An 18,587-nucleotide genomic window follows, 5' to 3' on the forward strand; every position below is an offset into this window, starting at 1 on the left:
GGGGCGCGGCGTCAGGAATGGAGTGCTGCCCGCTGCAACCGGCCCTAACCCACCAGCTGATTCATATTCAAAATGGGCAGCAGGATGGCCATCACGATCAACAGTACCGCCACGCCCATAAACAGTAGCATCAGCGGCTCAAACAGGCCCACCAGCACGGTCACCAGGTTTTGCAGGTCCCGGGATTGATAGGTTGCGGTACGCTCCAGCATGACATCCAGATCACCAGTGGTCTCACCGCTGGCGATCATATGCAGCATCATGGGCGGAAAGTAGCCGCTCTCGGCCAGCGCCTGGTGCAGGCTGCTGCCCTCCTGCACCCGCCGCGTGGCAGTGCGCAACTCCTGCTGCAGGTACTCGTTGCCGAGCACATCGGTACTGATGCGCATGCCCTCCACCAGCGGCAGGCCGCTGCTGGTGAGGATGCTGAGGGTGCTGACGTAGCGGGCGGTATTGAAGCCGCGGCTGAAGCGCCGGATAAACGGCAGGTGCAATAACTGTCGGTGCCAGCGCAGGCGAATGGCCGGCTGCCGCAGCAATTGATAGATGACAATGGCGCCCAGCAGCAACAGCAACAACAGCAACCAGCCGTAGTCGACGATAAAATCGCTCAGGGCCACCAGGCCCACCGTCAGCGGTGGCAGGGCCTGGCCACTGCCGACGAAGACCTTGATCACGTCCGGCACCACGTACACCATCAAGCCGCTTACCATGGTGATGGACAGCAAGATCAGCAGACAGGGGTAGATCATCGCCATCTGGATTTTTTGGCGGAACTGCTGGCTGTCTTCGGTGTGCTCCGCCAGTCGCTCCATGACCTTGTCGAGGTAACCGGAGTGTTCGCCGGCAGCCACGGTAGCGCGGTAGAGGCGGGGGAAGGCGCGGGGGTATTCGGCCAGGCTCTGGGCCAGGGAGTGGCCCTCCAGCACCTTGGCCCGCACCGCCAGCACGATACTTTCAATGCGCGAGTTTTCCGACTGCTGGGCAATGGCCCGCAACACCTCTTCCAGCGGCAGGCCCGCCTGGATCAGGGTCGACATCTGCCGCGTCACCAGTGCCAGCGACTTGGCCGGCAGGCCCGGCCCCATCCAGCCAAAGCGCCCGGCCTGCATGCCGCGCTGCTGGCCCTCCGCCAACTCCAGCGGCGTCAGCCCTTTCTCGCGCAATTGCTGGCGGGCCTGGCGGCTGCTGTCTGCCTCGATGACTCCGCGCAGGGTTTTGCCTTGCGCCGTCAGCGCTTTGTAGTCAAATGCTGCCATGGGAAACCGGGCTAGTCCTCACTGGTCACACGCAAGACCTCTTCCACCGTGGTCACCCCGGCGAGCACCCGGGCGCGGCCATCATCGCGGATACCGGGCGAATGCTGGCGGGCGTATTTGACGATATCGGCCTCCGAGGTGCGATTGTGAATCAGGGCCCGCATATGGTCATCCACCGCGATCAGCTCGTAAATACCGGTGCGCCCGGCGTAACCCATCTGGCTGCAGTGCTCGCAGCCCTGGGCTCGATACAGGGTCGGCGCTTCGCTGGCCGGCAATTGCAACAACTGGCACTCGGCCTCGTCCGCCTGGTAAGGCGTTTTGCAATGGGGGCACAACAGTCGCACCAGCCGCTGGGCCAGCACGCCGATCAGGCTGGAGGACAACAGGAACGGCTCCACCCCCATGTCCATCAAGCGGGTCACCGCGCCCACAGCGGTATTGGTGTGCAGGGTCGACAGTACCAGGTGGCCGGTCAAGCTGGCCTGAATGGCAATTTCCACGGTTTCCAGGTCGCGAATCTCGCCCACCATCACCACGTCCGGATCCTGCCGCAACATGGCGCGCAGCCCCCGGGCAAAGGTCATGTCGGCCTTCAGGTTGACCTGGGTCTGGCCGATGCCCTCCAGGTTGTATTCGATGGGGTCTTCCACCGTGAGGATATTCTTGTTGCCCTTATTGATACTCGCCAACCCGGCGTAGAGGGTGGTGGTCTTGCCGGAACCGGTGGGGCCGGTGACCAGCAAGATGCCGTGGGGCTTGTGCAGCAATTCATTCAGTAACTTTTCATCCCGCGGCTGCATACCCAGGTTGCCCAGGTGCAGGCGCCCGGCCTGCTTGTCCAGCAGGCGCAAGACCACCCGCTCACCGCTGCTGGAGGGCATGGTAGAGACCCGGATATCCACTTCCCGGCCCCCCACCTTGAGGGAGATGCGACCGTCCTGGGGCACGCGCTTCTCAGCGATATCCAGCTTCGACATAACCTTGATGCGCGACACCAGCAGCGGCGCCAGCTCGCGCCGCGGTTGCACCACCTCACGCAGGATGCCGTCCACCCGAAAGCGTACCACCAGCCGGTTTTCAAAGGTCTCGACGTGTATATCGGAAGCGTTGAGCTTGATGGCTTCCGACAGCAGGGCGTTGATCAGGCGGATAATGGGGGCGTCGTCTTCCTGCTCCAGCAAGTCCTCGGTTTCCGGCACCGCATTGGCGAGACTGGCGAGATCCATATCGCCGCCCAGATCCTCTACCATCTGCATGGTTTCGCTGGAATCGCGCTGGTAGGTGCGGGCCAGGGTCTCGCTGAAGCTGTTGGCATCGGTCACCCGGATCGCCACCGGCCGGGCCAGCAGGCGCTGCACTTCGGCAACCACTGCCAGCGCCGGGTAGCGGGTGCACAGCAGTTCCGGCGGGGTGGCCCCGGCACTGGCCGTGCCGGCCAGCACCACCTGGTGGCGCTTGGCAAAGCCGAAGGGTAATTTGGGCGCGGCTTGTGACTCAGTCATTGCTCCACGCCTCGGGCCAGGACCGCGCCTCAATCATTGTTCAGCTCCCCGGATTGCGGCTCTGGTGCGGTATAGGTTCGCGGCTCCGGTTCCGGCAGGCCTGGCAGCTCCGGAATCGCGCGCGGCACAAAATAGCTCTCTATTTTGCCGCGAAACTCCTGCTGACTTTGCTGGATGCGTTCATAACGCTCGCGCGAGGCGTCGAGACTGCTGTCCGGGTCGGGCAGGATGACAGGGTGGATAAACACCATCAAATTGGATTTGATAGTTTTAGTTTGAGTGCTGCGAAACAGGCGCCCGAGGCCGGGGATACTGCCCAACAGCGGCACCTTGCTCTCCGCCTGTGTCAGCTCGTCGCGGATCAGTCCACCCAACACCAGGATCTGGTCGTTGTCGATCAGCACCCGAGTCTTGATTTCGCGCTTGTCAGTAATAATACCGTCGTCGGTATTTCCTCCTGGCGGCGCAGGGACGATGCTCTCCACGCTCTGCTCAATCTCGAGAGTCACAGAATCATTATTATTGACCCGTGGCTTGACCTTCAGTGTGACACCAATATCCTGGCGCTCAAAGGTGACAAAAGGGTCATTGTTTCCGTCACGCAACTGACTACCCTGCTTAAATGGTACATTCGAGCCCACCAGGATTTCCGCCTCTTCGTTGTCCAGAGCCATGATAGTGGGTGTGGACAAAATGTTGACGTTGGTCTCGCCGGACAGGGCATTGATCAGGGCGCGCAGGCTACTGCCGCGAAAATACCCCAACGCAAATCCACCGCCGCTGCCATCCAATCCATCTTGCAAGGTGGTTCCCAACCTGGTCCCCTGAAAAGACCGAAAACCACCGCTAGTGTCTGTGTTTCTGCCCCACCACTCGATGCCAAAATCCTCGGTTACATCTTCCTTCACTTCCACGATCAGCGCCTCCACCAGCACCTGGGCGCGACGCTTGTCGAGTCTGGCGATCACCCCTTTCATGGTATTCAAAACTGACGGCGGCGCGGTGATCACCAGCGCATTAAGGGATTCGCTGGCCTTTACCCCGATTTCCGCGTCGGCGGTCGCCTTGTCCTTCTGGCTCTTCTGCAGGTTACCGGCGACGCTCTCCAGTATCGGCACCATCTCTTCAGCGTTGGTGTAATTGAGGTAAAACACCTGGGTATTGCCATCCCCGGACAGGGGTTGGTCGAGACGCGCCACCAGTTTGCGAATCTGGATACGCGCGGCCGGGTCGCCGGTCAGGAGAATGCTGTTGGAGCGCTCATCCACCGCCAATTGCAGCTCCTGGGCCTCGGCATTGTTGCCCCGCTGGGCCGGCACCAGCAGCTTGTTGAGCACCTCGACCACCTCCTTGGCGCTGGCAAACTGCAAGGTGATCAGCTCAATGTCCACCACTCCCACCTTGTCCAGGCGGGTGACGATATCGACAATTTTTTGGATATTGTTGGAGCGGTCGGCAATGATCAGCGAGTTGGTCGCGGGGTAGGCCGCCAGGTGCCCCACCTGGGGCACCAGCGGGCGCAACAAGTTGGCCAGCTGGGCGACGGAGATATTTTGCACCTTGATGATCTGGACCTGGATCTCCTCGGCTGCGTCCGGCGAGCTGACATCCACCAGTGGCACGGAGTTCTGCTTGGCGAGGGCGTCGGGTATGACCTTCAACACATTGCCCGATTCCACCACGGTAAAGCCGTGCACCTGCAGCACCGACAAAAACACCTGGTAGGCCTCACCCCGGGTCATGGGGTCGCCGGCCATCACCGTTACCTTGCCCTTGACGTTGGGGTGAATAATGATGCTTTTGTTGATGACCTCCTGGGCCCAGATGATGAGATCGCGAATATCCGCATCATCCAGCGCCAGCGTGATCTGCTCCTGGGAGTTCTGTTGCGCCAGCGCTGGCGGCGCCAGCACCGGCACCAGGCAACAGGTGCAGACCAGCAGGGCCATCAGGGGGTGTTTAAGTCTCTTCATAGTGGTGCCGGTTTTATCCTGGTAGTTTATTGTTTGGGCATATTGTTTGGCCATAAGAGTTGACCCAACGACGAGTCTGCACGGCTAGTCATCGCCCTGCTCCTGCTGGGCTTCACGCAATTGCCGCAACCGTTCGCGCAATGACTCCACCCGTTTCTCCCCCTGGGGGGTGCTCGGGCGAGCACTGTAATTCAATTCTGGCGGAGGGTTGCCGCTGCGGGGGCGCGCCACACGACTGCTGGCCGGGCTGCTACCCGGGGGACTGAAACTGAGCCGCTCCAGGCGACCGTTGCGGCGCAGCTCGACATGAGACGCGGCGACGCGATCGAGACTCGCCCCACCGGGTAATTTGTCGCCCACATGATAGTATTTGGCGCTCTTGCCTTTTTCGGCGATCAGGGCACTGCTGGCCTCGGCGTTGCTGCTACTAAACACGCCGCGCAGTTCCAGGCTCAAGCGGGTTTCCGGGGCTTCCTCCTCCTCGCGTTTGGCTACCGGCCCCGCGCTCACTGGCTGCCCAAACAGGCGCGCACTGATCAGCTCGGCCACGGCGATTCCCTGGGGGGCGGCTTGCGGGCGCTCAGCCGCCACAGCAACGGTCGCGGGTTGGCGCGCCAGCAGCACATCCTGATAGACACAAAACAGCAGATAGCCGGCTGCCAACGCTGCCAATAGCGCCGCTGCAGCTACCGTAATCGTGCGCCCCCCTACACTGGCCCGAACCATATTTCCCCGGCTTTTATTGGTGACTTCCCTAGCGCATGCATTCTGCCTGTTTTGACCCTGTCTGGCCACTCCCGGCCGCTACTGTGCAGCGCACGTGTAAATTGAAATTGTCATAGTGTGTGGTTAATCTTGTCATCTTATAACACAAAGTTGTTAATAATTTCGTTACGCCGGAACATAATTAAACCACCGCCCCCGCCGGGGCAGGAATACAGTATTATTAGAACAGTATTCTCCCAACAGGAAGCTTCATGAAGACAACACAGTCACAACAGGGTTTCACCCTGATCGAAATCATGGTCGTGGTGGTAATCCTCGGCATACTGGCGGCGCTCATTGCCCCCAATATCCTCGGCCGCACCGGCGAGGCGCGCATAACCGCTGCCAAAAGCGATATCAACAGTATTGGCAACGCCCTCGATCTTTACAAGCTCGACAACTTTGCCTACCCCTCCACCGACCAGGGATTGGAAGCGCTGGTCAACAAACCCAGCGGCTACCCGGAGCCGGTCAACTGGAATGCCGACGGCTACCTGAAATCCCTGCCCAAGGACCCCTGGGGCAACGAGTACCAGTACGTCAGCCCGGGCCGTAACGGGCCCTATGATCTCTACTCCCTCGGCGCCGACAAGCGCGAGGGCGGCGAGGGCGAAAACGCCGACATCTCCAACTAGCGCCTGTGCCCATGCCTCGCCTGAGCCCGCCAGCGCGATCCCGCGCCCTGCCGCAGAGGGGCTTTACCCTGCTGGAGGTCCTGCTGGTCGTAGTGATTATCGGAGTCATGGCCGGGCTCGCCAGTCTGGCCATTGGCGGCAATGAAAGCCGCCTGCTGCAGCAGGAGGCCGAGCGCTTGCAACAGGTGCTGACCATGGCCCAGGACGAAGCCGCTTTCCAGCAGCGCAACCTCGGCTTGAAACTGATGGACGATGGCTACCGCTTTTATCAGTTTGACGAACAGGAGAGAAGCTGGCTGGAAATGACCGACACGCCCTTTCAAGCACACCGCTTCGAACTGCCCCTGTACACCAGTCTCGAACTGGAAGGCACGGCGTTTGAGCTCAGCCCGGGCGGCGACAGCAAAAACCAGCCCCCCGAAATCCTGTTTTTGGCCAGCGGTGAAAACTCGGCCTTTATCCTGGAGCTGGAGCTGACCGGCGACCGCCGCGCCAGCCGCACCCTGTTCAGCGACGGCTTTGCCCCCATCGCCAATCAGGCAGCCCCTCTTGACCGGCCCCTGCGATGACTCGGACCCGCGGTTTCACCCTGCTGGAAGTCATGGTGGCGCTAAGTATTTTCGCCGTCTGTGCACTGGTGCTGCTGCAACAAAGTGGCCGCAACGCGCGCCAGGCCCATCTGCTGGAAACCCGCACCCTGGCCAGCTGGATTGCCGCCAATGAGCTGGCCCAGCTGCAACTCGCGGTCGAATTCCCCAGCGCCGGGCAGACCGAGTCCGAGGTGCGTTTCGCCAGGCGCGACTGGATCGTGGTGCGCGACCTGCACACCACCGCCAATGCGGATTTGCTGCGCGCCGTGATTGTGGTCAAGGCCGCCAGCCGCGACAATGACATCGCCTACCAGCAGACCGGCTTTCTGGGGCGCCACTGATGCGCCAGCGCGGTTTCACCCTGCTGGAAATAATGATCGCCCTGAGCATCTTCGCCATCATGGGGCTGGCCAGCTACCAGCTGCTGCGCGGTGAGGTGCTGGCCCAGCAGCGCCTGCAGGTCGCCAGCGACCGCCTCAACCACTGGCAGCGCGGCATGCTGCGCCTGTCCCAGGACTTGCAGCAAATCAGCCCGCGCGCCATCCGCGAAGACTATGGTGCCCAGGAAGCCGCGCTGGTAGGCGAATCCGACAGCGTGACCCTGACCCGCGGCGGCTGGAGCAACCCGCTGCAGCGCCCGCGCAGCGATTTGCAGCGGGTTCACTACCGGGTGGTGGCCGATGAGGACGACGGCTATTACTTGCAGCGCAGTTTTTGGCCCAATCTCGACCGCGCCCCCGGCAGCGAGCCGGTCTCGCAAACACTGATACCCGGTGTGGAGTCGATCAGCCTGCGCTACTTCGACGGCGAAAATAATGAGTGGCGCGAACAATGGCCGCCGCTGGCAGCTGGTTTGAGCGATATCCGGCGCTTGCCCCAGGCTATTGAAATCACCCTCAACAGCGCCCACTTCGGCACCATTCGCCGGCTTGTCACCCTCTCTGTCAACAGGCCTGAATCGTGAAGACGGCACTCCGCCAGCCGTGCCCGGCGCGCCAGCGGGGCGTCGCCCTGATAGCGATTCTGCTGGTGTTTACCCTGATTGTGATCCTGTTGGGTGGCGCCATCACCCGCGCCAGTCTCAACATTCGCAAAACCACTTTCCACTTGCAGCACAGCCAGGCGCTGCAGTACGCACTTGGGGGCGAGGCCCTGGCACGGCAGCTGTTGTATCGGGATTGGGAGGCCGACCAGAAGGACAAAGGGGTGGATCACCGCAACGAAAGCTGGCACCAGGAGGCGCTGTACGAACCCGACAACGGCCGGATGAGTGTCGTGATTCGCGACCTCGAGTCCCGCTTCAACCTCAATAACCTGGTCGACAGTGACGGCAAACCGGAGCCCCACCAGGCGGAGATATTCAATCGCCTGCTGCAGGCGCTGGCGCTGCCCACGGAACATACCAGCGCCATCGTCGACTGGCTCGACCCGGACACCCAGCCCGTCGCCACGGCCAGTGAAGACAGTCACTACCTCGGCATGCAGCCGCCCCGCCGCAGCGCCGATGCGCCGATGGTTGACCCCAGCGAACTGGCTGCCGCCGGCCTGTTTAGCGCCGAGGAGCTGGACAAGTTGCTGCCGCACATCACCGCGCTACCCCAAGCGACCACCATCAACCCCAACACCGCCGCTGAATATGTGCTCGGCAGTTTGCACAAGGAGCTTAATCCCGCCCAGGTTATCAGCGCCCGGGAGCCCGACGGTTTTCAATCCAACAGCGATTTCCTGCAGAGCGATGCCATGGCCGGCCTCACCCTGACCGACTCTGACATCAGCGTCAACAGCCAGTTTTTCCAGGTCCAGGTGATTGCCCGCTTCCAGGATACCGACGTCTACTTGCGCTCGGTGTTACACCGGTCACCGGAGTCTGGCACAATAACCACGCTCTATCGCAGCCTGCTCAAGCCGGAAGGCTTAGCCACCACGCTTGGCACCGACAGCGCTGCCACATCAACTGCCGGGAATTAGCACTTATATGAGCTCAACCCTGATTATCAGCTTGCCCCAACTGCCCGACGACCTGGCCGCAACCAGCGCCGCAGACTTGCACTGCGACTATCAATACGGTGACCAAGCCTGGCACAGTGCCAACCTGCAGCAGCTCGGGCAGTTAATGCAGGCGGAGCCCGCCACGCCGACACAAATAGACGTGTACCTGTCCGGCGTGAACGTGCTGGCCAGCACCGTGACCGCACCCCGCAAACAACACAAACACCTGGCCCGGATTCTGCCCTTTCTGTGCGAGGAACAGTTGGCGCAGGACATCGACAGCCTGCACGTGGTGGCCGGCAGGATCTTCGCCGACAACGTCACTGTCTGCGCCATCAGCAAGCGCCTGCTCAGCCAGTTGCTGGCGCTGCTGGACGAGTGTCAGCTCGCGCCGTCTCGAATAAGTTCCGAAGTCGACCTGCTGCGAACCGCCCTGCAACCGGGGCAGAGCCTGCTCTGGGTCGACCAGCATTGCTGCCAACTGGTTATTGCGCAACAGGCGGTCAGCCTCGCTCGCGAACAGCTAAAATACGCCCTGGAAACACTGCAGCAACAAGCCGAGGCCAACCTGCTGCTGTGTTACGACCCGGGCAGCGCCGGCCCGGAGATCAACCTGGCCATAGAGGATCTCAAGGCCCGCGGCACCACGGTAATCGAACAGCCTCTGAACCACCCCGAACTCAGTTGCCTGCAGCAACTCTTCCAGCTGGAGCTGGCCAGCGGCGCTGCCATCAACTTGTTGCAGGGGCCCTACGCCAGCAAAAAAAGTACCGCGAATACGATCAACTGGCGCCCGCTCGCACTCGCCGCCAGCGTGCTGGTCGGCCTCAACCTGGTTTACTCTTTGGCGAGCGGCATTTACTTTTCCAGTCAGGCGGACGCGTTGCACCAGCAGAGTGAGGCGCTCTATCGCAGCTATTTTCCCGACGACAAGCGCATCATCAACATCAAGACCCAGACCCAGGGCCACCTGAGCCGGGGCCAGGGTTACAGCAACGGCGGCTTCTTGCACATGCTGCACAACTTTATCGGCCCCTGGGGGGAATATCGCAACCAGCTCACCCTCAAGTCGCTGCGTTTCAATCAACAACGGGACGAACTACTGATGGAAATCGAAAGCCGCTCCATCGAGCAGCTGGACAAATTGCAATCGTCACTGGGAGAGCGGGCCGAATTGCTGTCGGCCAACGAGGATGGCAATAGCGTGCGCGGCCGCATCAAACTGCAGGGGAGCCAGCCATGAACACTAGCGTCAAACTCCCCGCTGCCATCAGCCAGTACCTCAACAAACTCAATGAACGGGATCGCCTCGCACTGCTGGCGCTGACTGTGTTTATCGCCCTGCTGATTGTTTTCTACGGCTTGCTGCAGCCGGCCAACAATTATCGCCAGCAGGCACGGGACGCCTACCAACTGGAACAGGAGCTGCTCACCTGGCTGCAGGCTCGGCAAAGCGCGATCGCCCAGCTGCAAAGCCGTCCGCTGGTGCAGGAAGCCGCGGGCAGCAATACCCTGTCGACCATCAACAGCTCGGCCGGCCAGTTCAAGCTCTCAATCAAGCGCGTACAGCCGGAGAGCAATGGCAACCTGCGGGTATGGATGGAGGAGGCGAACTTCGACAATACCCTGCGCTGGCTGCATCACCTGCAGCAGCAGGGCATCGGCGTGAGCGAAATCAACCTGGACCAGAGCGGCCCGGGCAGCGTCAATTTGCGGGCAACGTTTAGCTCCTAAACTGTCGGCAGGCAATAGCCGAGTCAACAAAGCAAACCACAAGACCTGCGATCAATTCACCCCCCAGAATTAATCGCAGGTCGCTGTTCTCCCCCAGGCTAAAAAGCCCTCACCCAAGGCGCTAAACGGCAGCAACCTAGCCTTGCGGCAAGCACAACCCAGGCCCGTGGTCGGCACTCAACCGTTTGGGGCCAACACGCAACCGTTTGGCACTGGCCCTGGCTTACTCACCCACTTTCAGCGAGCCGCCCTTGCCGAGACCACCTTTTACAGTTTGGGCTCTATAGTTTTTCAGGGCACCGACCATCTGGTTGTAGGAATCCGCAAAGGCCGCCGATAATATTTTGCCCTCAGGGGTGTTGGAGAAGGCTCCGGCCCCACCGCCAGCACCACCGCCAAACATGCCGCCCAGCAAATTAAAATCGTAGTTTTGGGCACTGCCAACCGCCGCGGAAACCTGCACACCGGAGCGATTGTCGATCAGCAGTAAGGTAGTGTTGGCCTCGTTCTTTTTCAGCCCGCCGGCGACCGCCGCCCCTACCGAGCCGAACAGACCGCCGACAATCCCACCGACACCACCTGTACCCTTGGCAGAAAACTGGATCGACGGGTTCATGGTGTAATCGGCCGCCACCATTTGCCCCTTGCCAAAGTTACTGCCCTCGCGCATTTCACCGGAGTCCATCAACTCGCGCTCCGTGGCCATGGCCGACATGGCCTTGCCGCGCTCTACCACAACGAAGCAGTTGGATTGCTGGATCATCATGCGAATCAATGGAATGGTACTGCCCAGTTGCGGGTAGCGGCTGTAGTACTCTCCCCACCAGGGCAAGGTGCGGTCTTCGTAGACCGACATGGTACCCATGGTTTCGTCGCACCGCTCCAGCGCGGTATTGTTGCCTTCGGCAGTCTCGCCACCGGCTGCGCCGGTAACCGTATTCCCCTTGGTTCCGCCCATGGTGGGCATGGTTGCATTACAGCCGGAAAGTGCCAAAAGCGCAGCACTGACGGCGCCTATCCACATTTTTTTGTTCACCGTATTCACTCCTTGTTACCTATTCAGTTCCGTAATAATGTCCTGCGATGCAAGTCAAACTAACGAAAACCAACTCTTTCCATGACTCTGTGATCAAAACTCCGACAATCAACACATTACCCAGGACAAACCTGCTGTCGAGATGACAGTCTTTGTGTAGCGTTTAATAATTTTAGCTATGAAGCGATAGCTGCTTATGCAAGAAAGACGGCTACTGCACCAGCACCGCGCCTCTGACAGGTTACAAGCATTTGGGCGTCACGAGAAGCCACATAGAACGAACCGAGTGACAGTTATTCACTCTTGGGCGACGAGGGCCGCTAAACACTTATCAGCCAAGCGCCTGGATCTGCCCTCGGCCCTGGGGCCAGGGCGCACTGAACAAATAGCCCTGCATTTCATCACAGCCGATGCGGCGCACGAAATCCCGCTGGGCCGGCGTTTCGATACCCACCACCCCCACTTTGAGCTGCAGGCTTTTGCCCAGTGCCACGATGCCCTGCAGCAGGCGCTGGTCTTCCGCGCTGCGCAGGTCCGTGATAAAGCTGCGATCAATTTGAATTTTGTCGATAGGGTAGCGATTCAAGCTGACCAGGGAAGAGTACCCGGAGCCGAAGCTGGTCAGGGAAACCAACACCCCCAGTCGCTTCAGTTCATCCAGGGTTTCCATGGCTCGCTGCGGATTTTGCAGCAGCATTTGCTCGGTCAATTCCAGCTGCAGGGCTGCAGCCGGCATGGCGGCGTCGGCAAACAGTTCGCGCAAGGTTGGCAGCAAGCGTGGGCTGGCTAATTGGCGGCCGGTTAAATTGACACTGATATACGCCACCTCAGCGCTGCTGTGCTGCCACTGCCGCCACTGTGCGCAGGCCTGTCGCAGCACCCATTCGCCCAGGGTCTCGAGGATCCCGGCGCTGGCCGCCAGGGCAATAAACTCCCGCGCCGGCAACAGGCCGCGCTTGGGGTGGCGCCAGCACAGCAGCGCTTCGCAGGCAACCGTGACGCCGGTAGCGGCCGCCAATACCGGCTGGTAATGCACCTCGAACTGGCGGGATTTAAAGCCGAGCAACAGCTCCTTTTCCTGCTGCCGCTGCTGGCGCACCTTGTTGTCGAGGGACGGCGTGTAAAACTGGTAGCCGGTCTTGCCATTTGCTTTCGCCAGGATCAACGCCGTTTCTGCGTGCTGCTGCAGCTTGGTCGGGTCACTGCCGTCGGCCGGATAACTGGCAATGCCGATGCTGGCGCCGCTGTACAATTGCTGGTTGCCCACCACAAACGCCTGGGCCAGCGCCTGCCGTATCTTTTCCGCCACCTGGGCGGCGCAGGTCGCGCCCTGGTCGCCCTCGGGCAAACTCCCCAGAATAACCGCAAACTTGTCTTCATCCAGGTGCGCGAGGGTATCTTCGGCCCGAATACAGTCGGCAATGCGCCGGCTCACCTGCTGCAACAGGGCGTCGCCCACCGCGTGCCCGAGCCGGTCATTGACCCCGCGAAAGCTGTCCAGGTCCAGCACCAGCAGCGCCAGCGATCCGCCCCGACGCCGGGTTTGGAACATCGCCTGCTGCAGGCGATCGGTAAACAGGTTGCCATTGGGCAGGCCGGTAAGCGGGTCGAAATACGCCAGCCGATGGATTTTCATGTCAGTGCTGCGGCGCTCCGTGAGATCGGAGAAATAGCCGATGGTATTAACAATTTTGCGGTTGGCGTCGCGTAGCACCGCAAAGGAACTCCAGGCGGTAAAGGCGTGCCCGTCCTTGTGCCGGTGCTGGATCTCTCCCTCCCAACCATCGTTGTTTTCGAGGCTCTGGCGCACCGCCCGCAAGAAAGTTGGCGCGTAGCGCTCAACATCGATCAGGCGGGGTGAGTCACCGATCACTTCCTCCGGCTGGTAACCGGTAATGCGAGTGAAGGTGCTATTGGTCTGGATGATTTTACCGAAGGAATCGGTCACATAGATGCCGATCATGGTGTTCTCAAACACCGCGCTCGCCAGCGCCACATCATCGACCCGGTGCTTGCGGGCACTGATATCCCGACAGATACAGACCGCGCCCTGGAGGGTATTATTGTCGTCCAGCGAGGGAATGCACTGCACACTGAGCGACACCCGGAAGCCGTCACGATGATTGATCGCCAGGGTTTCCGGCTCGCAGGCGTAGCCGGTTTGCATTTCGGTATTCAGCTTTTCCAGCTGGCGATAGATAAATTGACGCACGCCGAGAAAGCGCTGGTCGTCTTCGAAGTCGAGGGAGTGATTGTAGAGTCGCAGGAAGTCCCGGTCACAGTAACCCAACACCGCCTCAATCGAGGCACTGGCGTAGTACATGCTGCCGTCAGCACGCACCCCGAGCACCATATCGCTGTGCTCAGCGGCCGCCTGCTCCAGTAACAAGCCTAATTGGGTTCGATCCTCTTCCGTCACGCGCTTCCTCGATTGAGTTAGGTTAGCGGTCTGGCGCAGCGCTCGTTGTGCTGGCGCATTTTATAGTTTTTATAAGTTTTGCTTCTGAAAAAAAAGCCGTACACCCAACGTATAAGTATAAACAGCCCTGCCCAACCTGACCAAGCGGCTTGGGAGTCATATACAAAACTAGTCTAAAGATACGCTGGATAGATCAATCCCATCAATATACGCCCGCCTCCTTGGCCACAACCGGGGCGGGAATCCCGCTCCGCCACGCGCGCCCATTGACTCAGGCCGACGATTTGCCGACACTTGCCGCCACTCCAAAACCCACTTTCCAAAAGGTGAGCCGCCAAATGGCACAGTACGTATATTCCATGAACCGGGTCGGCAAGGTCGTGCCCCCGAAACGTGAAATCCTCAAAGACATCTCCCTGTCCTTCTTCCCCGGCGCCAAGATCGGCGTCCTCGGCCTCAACGGCGCCGGCAAGTCGACCCTGCTGCGCATCATGGCCGGGGTGGATACCGACATCAACGGCGAAGCACGCCCCATGCCCGGTATCAAGGTGGGCTACTTGCCCCAGGAGCCGCAGCTCGACCCCAACAAGGATGTGCGCGGCAACGTTGAAGACGGCGTGCGCGAAGCCCTTGACGCCATGGCCGAACTGGACCAGGTCTACGCCCAGTACGCCGAGCCGGACGCCGACTTCGACGCCCTGGCCAAGAAGCAGGGCCAACTGGAAGACATTATCCAGAGCTGGGATGCCCACAACCTCGACCACAAGCTGGAAGCCGCCGCCGACGCCCTGCGCCTGCCGCCCTGGGACGCCGATGTGAGCAAACTCTCCGGTGGCGAAAGGCGCCGGGTCGCCCTCTGCCGGCTGTTGCTGTCGCGCCCGGACATGCTGCTGCTGGACGAACCCACCAACCACCTGGACGCCGAGAGCGTGTACTGGCTGGAGCGCTTCCTGGTGGACTTCCCCGGCACCGTGGTAGCAATTACCCACGACCGTTACTTCCTCGACAACGCCGCCGGCTGGATCCTGGAATTGGACCGCGGTCACGGCATTCCCTACGAGGGCAACTACTCCAGCTGGCTGGAGCAGAAAGAAGCCCGCTTGGAACAGGAGCAGCGCAGCGAGGCCTCCCACCGCAAGGCGGTCAAGGCCGAGCTGGAGTGGGTGCGGCAGAACCCGAAGGGTCGCCAGGCCAAAAACAAGGCGCGCCTGGCCCGCTTTGAAGAGATGCAGTCGCAGGAATTCCAGAGCCGCAACGAGACCAACGAGATCTACATCCCCCCCGGTGACCGGCTCGGCGACAAGGTGATCAACTTCAAGAACGTGAGCAAGAGCTACGGGGAGCGACTGCTGATCGATAACCTCAGCTTCTCGATCCCGAAGGGCGCCATCGTCGGCATTATCGGCGGCAACGGCGCCGGTAAATCCACCCTGTTCCGCATGATCAGCGGGGCCGAGCAGCCGGACAGCGGCGAAATCGAAATTGGCGATACCGTCAAGGTCGCCTTTGTAGAGCAGAGCCGCGACAACCTCGACGACAAGAAGACCGTGTGGGAGGAAATCTCCGGCGGCCAGGATATCCTGCGCATCGGCAACTACGAGGTCAACTCACGCTCCTACGTGGGCCGGTTCAACTTCAAGGGTTCGGACCAACAGAAGCGGGTCGGCGACCTGTCCGGCGGTGAGCGCGGCCGCCTGCACCTGGCCAACACCCTCAAGCGCGGCGCCAATGTGCTGCTGCTCGATGAACCCTCCAACGACCTTGATATCGAAACCCTGCGGGCGCTGGAAGAGGCGCTGCTGAACTTCCCCGGTTGCGCCCTGGTGATCTCCCACGATCGCTGGTTCCTCGACCGGGTGGCGACCCATATCCTGGCCTACGAAGGCGACAGCAGCGCGGTGTTTTTCGAAGGCAATTACACCGAGTATCACGAGGACTTTATCCAGCGCAAGGGCGACAAGGCCCAGCCCAAGCGCATGAAGTACAAGCCCCTCAAGCACTGAGACGGCGCCCGGCAAGTATTTATTGCCGGGCAGCGCCTACCTGGCGGCGGTGAGCCTATCAGTCACCGCCATGCCCTCCCCCGTTACAACCACACTATTTAATTGCAGTCCCTGCCTGGCCAGCCCACAACTCAAAACTGCGTGTAGCTAAACCAGAGCGCTGTAAAAATCAGTTGTCGGCGCAATCCGCGCGAGAGATCGTCTGGCCGCGCCAGCAATAATCTACCGGCCACAAATTCTGCTCGCCGCGATACGCCTGCCACAATTGCGCGTAGGTGCGCCCATCAATCGGGTGGCGCCGGGAGGGCGCCAGCTCCGCCAGCGGCTGCAGTACAAAGGCGTTGCTGAGAACTTCCGCCCGGGGCAGCTCAATCCCCTCGTGCACGCCCACCAGCTCATCGTAGGTCAAGATGTCGATATCCAGGGTGCGGCCGCTGTATTTGCCGGCGCTGCGGTCACAGCCGTGGCTGTCCTCCAGCGCCTTCAGGCAGCGGGATAACTCCGCCAACCCCAGCTCGGTGCTGACCGCCACCACCAGGTTGAGAAAATTGTCGCCCGCGAAGCCAACCGCTTCGCTCTCGTACACTGAGGACAACTGCAGCGCACCGAACTGTTGCGCCAGCGCCTCCAGCCCCAGCGCCACATACCTGTGCGGCTCAATATTGCTGCCAATGCCCAGGTAGACCTCTGCCATCAGGGGCGCTCGCCACGCTCGATTTGCAGGCCCACCGTCCTGGCGTTGGCCAGCGCCCCGGGTTTGCTCAAGCGCAGCCGCAACCAGGTCACCCCGAACTCCTCCTGCACCAGTTGCGCAATTTGCTCCGCCAGCGCCTCCACCAGGAAACACTCAGCCGCCTCGACATACTCGCCGATGCGCGTGGCCACCTTGTTGTAGTCGAGGGCATATTGAATATCGTCGGTACTGGCAGCGGTATGGCTTTCAGTGGCCATCTCCAGGTCCAGGCAAATGGTTTGCCGCACCCTGCGCTCCCAGTCATAGACGCCAATAATGGTATCGATGCGCAGGTCGTGGATATACACCAGGTCCATAGGCTAGGCCTCCCCGTGGGTATTATTGTTGCTATTGGACGCCAGCGGCGGCAGGCTTTCCAGCGGCCAGCGCGGCCTGGCAATGACACTCAAGTCGTCGTGCTGGCCCGCCAGCAAACGCTGGCAACCGGCGTAGGCGATCATGGCGCCATTGTCGGTACAAAACTCGTGCCGGGCGTAGTAGACCCGCGCCCCGATCTTCGCCAGCGCCTGTTCCAGCCGCTCTCGCAGGCGCAGGTTGGCCGATACCCCGCCGGCGATAATCAGGGTCTGCAGCCCGGTCTGCTGCAAGGCGCGCCGGCACTTGATCACCAGCGTATCCACCACCGCCTCCTGAAAGGCGCAGGCGATGTCGGCACAGGTCTGCTGATCCGGCAGGCCGTCGGCCAGGGCGTGCTCGGCCACTGTATTGAGGGTATAGGTTTTGAGGCCGCTGAAGCTGAAATCCAGCCCGGGTCGATCCACCATCGGCCGCGGAAAGGTAAAGCGCTGGCGCTGGCCGCTCTGCGCCAACTTGGCCAGCGCCGGCCCGCCGGGGTAATCCAGGTCCAGCATCTTGGCAGCCTTGTCGAAGGCCTCACCGGCGGCGTCATCCAGGGATTCGCCCAGCAAGGTGTACTGGCCGACACCCGCAACCTGCACCAACTGGGTGTGGCCGCCGGACACCAGCAGCGCGACAAACGGGAAGGCCGGCGGCTGCGACTCCAGCATCGGCGCCAGCAGGTGCCCCTCCATATGGTGCACCCCGATAGCGGGCACCCGCCAACCGTAGGCCAGGGCGCGGCCGATACAGGCGCCTACCATCAACGCCCCGGCCAGGCCGGGGCCAGAGGTAAAGGCCACCGCATCGATATCGCGCTTTTCCAGCCCGCTTGCCGCCAGCACCTCGGTAATCAAGGGCAGGGTTTTGCGCACATGATCGCGGGACGCCAGCTCCGGCACCACCCCGCCGTATTCGCTGTGCAGCGCAATTTGACTGTAGAGACGATGCCCCAACAGGCCCCGGGCACTGTCGTACACCGCCACTCCGGTCTCATCACAAGAGGTTTCGATTCCCAAAACGCGCATAAATAGTTTGCCTGCAGCCAGCCGCCAAACGGCGAATGATAATCAGCCTGCCTGCCGAGAGCCAGCCTGATGTGCCAATTTGATGATATTTCCACCAATATACGGCCAAATCGTATTGCAGTCTGTTTTTGAAATGTATAGAATTTGCGCCCCTCTCATAGCGAGAGTGGGAATAAAGAAGCCTCTGCCCTGCCAATTTCGGCAGCCAACAGCGGCAGAGCGTCGCACAGAACGGGTCTTGCCCACTGCCGACACACCGAATTTGACCAACACAACTTACAGGTTAACTGATGCCTTTTGTAAAGCTTAAAGAAAACGAACCATTTGATATTGCCCTGCGCCGCTTCAAGCGCTCTTGCGAAAAAGCCGGTGTTCTGGCTGAAGTTCGTCGTCGCGAGTTCTACGAGAAACCCACTACTGTACGCAAGCGCGCCGCCGCCGCAGCCGTTAAGCGCCACGCCAAGAAAGTGCAGCGCGAATCGAAAAAGTTTCAGCGCCTCTACTAAGCATCAGCCCGACGTAAGCACCAGCCTGACGTACGCACCAAACTGACGTCAATAC

18 protein-coding genes are annotated in these 18,587 nt (G+C 60.8%); 9 read left to right on the top strand and 9 right to left on the bottom strand.

Features of this window, described 5'->3' with window-relative positions; genetic code table 11:
• Positions 1 to 44 precede the first annotated feature (44 nt).
• From gspF to G8764_RS16570, 4 genes are all read right to left on the bottom strand, one after another.
• Entirely contained in the window at positions 45 to 1,259 is a 1,215-nt protein-coding gene (gspF, locus tag G8764_RS16555) for a type II secretion system inner membrane protein GspF (protein ID WP_166165791.1), read from the bottom strand.
• Positions 1,260 to 1,270: 11 nt separating this feature from the next.
• Positions 1,271 to 2,764 (bottom strand): type II secretion system ATPase GspE, encoded by a 1,494-nt coding sequence (gene gspE, locus G8764_RS16560; protein ID WP_166165792.1) that lies wholly within the window; start codon positions 2,762 to 2,764, stop codon positions 1,271 to 1,273.
• Between the two features lie 29 nt (positions 2,765 to 2,793).
• Positions 2,794 to 4,737 carry a type II secretion system secretin GspD gene (gene gspD, locus G8764_RS16565; RefSeq protein ID WP_166165793.1) on the bottom strand — a complete coding sequence of 648 codons (1,944 nt, stop codon included), beginning with the start codon at positions 4,735 to 4,737 and terminating at the stop codon, positions 2,794 to 2,796.
• A gap of 84 nt (positions 4,738 to 4,821) precedes the next feature.
• Positions 4,822 to 5,463, bottom strand: a complete 642-nt coding sequence (locus G8764_RS16570; RefSeq protein WP_166165794.1) for a type II secretion system protein N — start codon at positions 5,461 to 5,463, stop codon at positions 4,822 to 4,824.
• Positions 5,464 to 5,714: 251 nt separating this feature from the next.
• Here G8764_RS16570 and gspG point away from each other — a divergent pair, with 251 nt between their 5' ends.
• The 7 genes from gspG to gspM are packed head-to-tail and all read left to right on the top strand — an operon-like array spanning position 5,715 to position 10,450.
• Positions 5,715 to 6,137 (top strand): type II secretion system major pseudopilin GspG, encoded by a 423-nt coding sequence (gene gspG, locus G8764_RS16575; protein ID WP_166165795.1) that lies wholly within the window; start codon positions 5,715 to 5,717, stop codon positions 6,135 to 6,137.
• Positions 6,138 to 6,148: 11 nt separating this feature from the next.
• Positions 6,149 to 6,706, top strand: a complete 558-nt coding sequence (gene gspH, locus G8764_RS16580) for a type II secretion system minor pseudopilin GspH (protein ID WP_166165796.1) — start codon at positions 6,149 to 6,151, stop codon at positions 6,704 to 6,706.
• Positions 6,703 to 7,068: a type II secretion system minor pseudopilin GspI gene (gene gspI / locus G8764_RS16585; protein WP_166165797.1), complete on the top strand. Its 366-nt coding sequence runs from the start codon at positions 6,703 to 6,705 to the stop codon at positions 7,066 to 7,068. Before gspH ends, gspI begins: the two co-directional genes overlap by 4 nt.
• On the top strand, positions 7,068 to 7,691 hold the full coding sequence (gene gspJ / locus G8764_RS16590; RefSeq protein ID WP_166165798.1) for a type II secretion system minor pseudopilin GspJ: 624 nt from the start codon (positions 7,068 to 7,070) through the stop codon (positions 7,689 to 7,691). The genes gspI and gspJ overlap by 1 nt, the downstream gene beginning before the upstream one ends.
• Positions 7,688 to 8,695, top strand: coding sequence for a type II secretion system minor pseudopilin GspK (gspK, locus tag G8764_RS16595; protein ID WP_166165799.1), 1,008 nt, complete (start codon positions 7,688 to 7,690; stop codon positions 8,693 to 8,695). Before gspJ ends, gspK begins: the two co-directional genes overlap by 4 nt.
• 7 nt (positions 8,696 to 8,702) lie before the next feature.
• Positions 8,703 to 9,959, top strand: a complete 1,257-nt coding sequence (gene gspL, locus G8764_RS16600; protein ID WP_166165800.1) for a type II secretion system protein GspL — start codon at positions 8,703 to 8,705, stop codon at positions 9,957 to 9,959.
• Complete coding sequence (gene gspM / locus G8764_RS16605) at positions 9,956 to 10,450, top strand: type II secretion system protein GspM (RefSeq protein WP_166165801.1); 495 nt, start codon at positions 9,956 to 9,958, stop codon at positions 10,448 to 10,450. Before gspL ends, gspM begins: the two co-directional genes overlap by 4 nt.
• A gap of 223 nt (positions 10,451 to 10,673) precedes the next feature.
• Here the strand turns inward: gspM and G8764_RS22565 are convergent, their stop codons facing one another.
• Both G8764_RS22565 and G8764_RS16615 read right to left on the bottom strand, forming a co-directional pair.
• Complete coding sequence (locus G8764_RS22565) at positions 10,674 to 11,486, bottom strand: CsgG/HfaB family protein (protein ID WP_207951932.1); 813 nt, start codon at positions 11,484 to 11,486, stop codon at positions 10,674 to 10,676.
• A gap of 331 nt (positions 11,487 to 11,817) precedes the next feature.
• A complete protein-coding gene (locus tag G8764_RS16615; RefSeq protein WP_166165802.1) occupies positions 11,818 to 13,905 on the bottom strand; it encodes an EAL domain-containing protein in 2,088 nt (695 codons plus the stop codon).
• 338 nt (positions 13,906 to 14,243) lie between these two features.
• Here G8764_RS16615 and ettA point away from each other — a divergent pair, with 338 nt between their 5' ends.
• Entirely contained in the window at positions 14,244 to 15,908 is a 1,665-nt protein-coding gene (ettA, locus tag G8764_RS16620; RefSeq protein ID WP_166165803.1) for an energy-dependent translational throttle protein EttA, read from the top strand.
• Positions 15,909 to 16,077: 169 nt separating this feature from the next.
• On the opposite strand, the gene folK is transcribed toward ettA, so the two are convergent.
• From folK to tsaD, 3 genes are read right to left on the bottom strand one after another with little or no spacing between them, the layout of a single operon-like run.
• Positions 16,078 to 16,602 carry a 2-amino-4-hydroxy-6-hydroxymethyldihydropteridine diphosphokinase gene (gene folK, locus G8764_RS16625; RefSeq protein WP_166165804.1) on the bottom strand — a complete coding sequence of 175 codons (525 nt, stop codon included), beginning with the start codon at positions 16,600 to 16,602 and terminating at the stop codon, positions 16,078 to 16,080.
• A complete protein-coding gene (gene folB / locus G8764_RS16630; protein ID WP_166165805.1) occupies positions 16,602 to 16,958 on the bottom strand; it encodes a dihydroneopterin aldolase in 357 nt (118 codons plus the stop codon). The genes folK and folB overlap by 1 nt, the downstream gene beginning before the upstream one ends.
• Positions 16,959 to 16,961: 3 nt before the next feature.
• Positions 16,962 to 18,026 (bottom strand): tRNA (adenosine(37)-N6)-threonylcarbamoyltransferase complex transferase subunit TsaD, encoded by a 1,065-nt coding sequence (gene tsaD, locus G8764_RS16635; RefSeq protein ID WP_166165806.1) that lies wholly within the window; start codon positions 18,024 to 18,026, stop codon positions 16,962 to 16,964.
• 290 nt (positions 18,027 to 18,316) lie between these two features.
• On the opposite strand from tsaD, the gene rpsU reads away from it, so the two are divergent.
• On the top strand, positions 18,317 to 18,532 hold the full coding sequence (rpsU, locus tag G8764_RS16640; RefSeq protein WP_166165807.1) for a 30S ribosomal protein S21: 216 nt from the start codon (positions 18,317 to 18,319) through the stop codon (positions 18,530 to 18,532).
• Positions 18,533 to 18,587 lie beyond the last annotated feature (55 nt).

Origin of the sequence: Pseudomaricurvus alcaniphilus, assembly GCF_011440395.1 — a bacterium.
In the GTDB taxonomy this organism is placed as follows: Bacteria; Pseudomonadota; Gammaproteobacteria; order Pseudomonadales; family Cellvibrionaceae; genus Pseudomaricurvus; species Pseudomaricurvus alcaniphilus.

What these genes read in the sequence shown, in the direction of transcription:
- gspF (WP_166165791.1), bottom strand. Translation starts at nt 1,259, where the DNA reads ATGGCAGCATTTGACTACAAAGCGCTGACGGCGCAAGGCAAAACCCTG.
- gspE (WP_166165792.1), bottom strand. Translation starts at nt 2,764, where the DNA reads ATGACTGAGTCACAAGCCGCGCCCAAATTACCCTTCGGCTTTGCCAAG.
- gspD (WP_166165793.1), bottom strand. Translation starts at nt 4,737, where the DNA reads ATGAAGAGACTTAAACACCCCCTGATGGCCCTGCTGGTCTGCACCTGT.
- G8764_RS16570 (WP_166165794.1), bottom strand. Translation starts at nt 5,463, where the DNA reads ATGGTTCGGGCCAGTGTAGGGGGGCGCACGATTACGGTAGCTGCAGCG.
- gspG (WP_166165795.1), top strand. Translation starts at nt 5,715, where the DNA reads ATGAAGACAACACAGTCACAACAGGGTTTCACCCTGATCGAAATCATG.
- gspH (WP_166165796.1), top strand. Translation starts at nt 6,149, where the DNA reads ATGCCTCGCCTGAGCCCGCCAGCGCGATCCCGCGCCCTGCCGCAGAGG.
- gspI (WP_166165797.1), top strand. Translation starts at nt 6,703, where the DNA reads ATGACTCGGACCCGCGGTTTCACCCTGCTGGAAGTCATGGTGGCGCTA.
- gspJ (WP_166165798.1), top strand. Translation starts at nt 7,068, where the DNA reads ATGCGCCAGCGCGGTTTCACCCTGCTGGAAATAATGATCGCCCTGAGC.
- gspL (WP_166165800.1), top strand. Translation starts at nt 8,703, where the DNA reads ATGAGCTCAACCCTGATTATCAGCTTGCCCCAACTGCCCGACGACCTG.
- gspM (WP_166165801.1), top strand. Translation starts at nt 9,956, where the DNA reads ATGAACACTAGCGTCAAACTCCCCGCTGCCATCAGCCAGTACCTCAAC.
- ettA (WP_166165803.1), top strand. Translation starts at nt 14,244, where the DNA reads ATGGCACAGTACGTATATTCCATGAACCGGGTCGGCAAGGTCGTGCCC.
- folK (WP_166165804.1), bottom strand. Translation starts at nt 16,602, where the DNA reads ATGGCAGAGGTCTACCTGGGCATTGGCAGCAATATTGAGCCGCACAGG.
- folB (WP_166165805.1), bottom strand. Translation starts at nt 16,958, where the DNA reads ATGGACCTGGTGTATATCCACGACCTGCGCATCGATACCATTATTGGC.
- tsaD (WP_166165806.1), bottom strand. Translation starts at nt 18,026, where the DNA reads ATGCGCGTTTTGGGAATCGAAACCTCTTGTGATGAGACCGGAGTGGCG.
- rpsU (WP_166165807.1), top strand. Translation starts at nt 18,317, where the DNA reads ATGCCTTTTGTAAAGCTTAAAGAAAACGAACCATTTGATATTGCCCTG.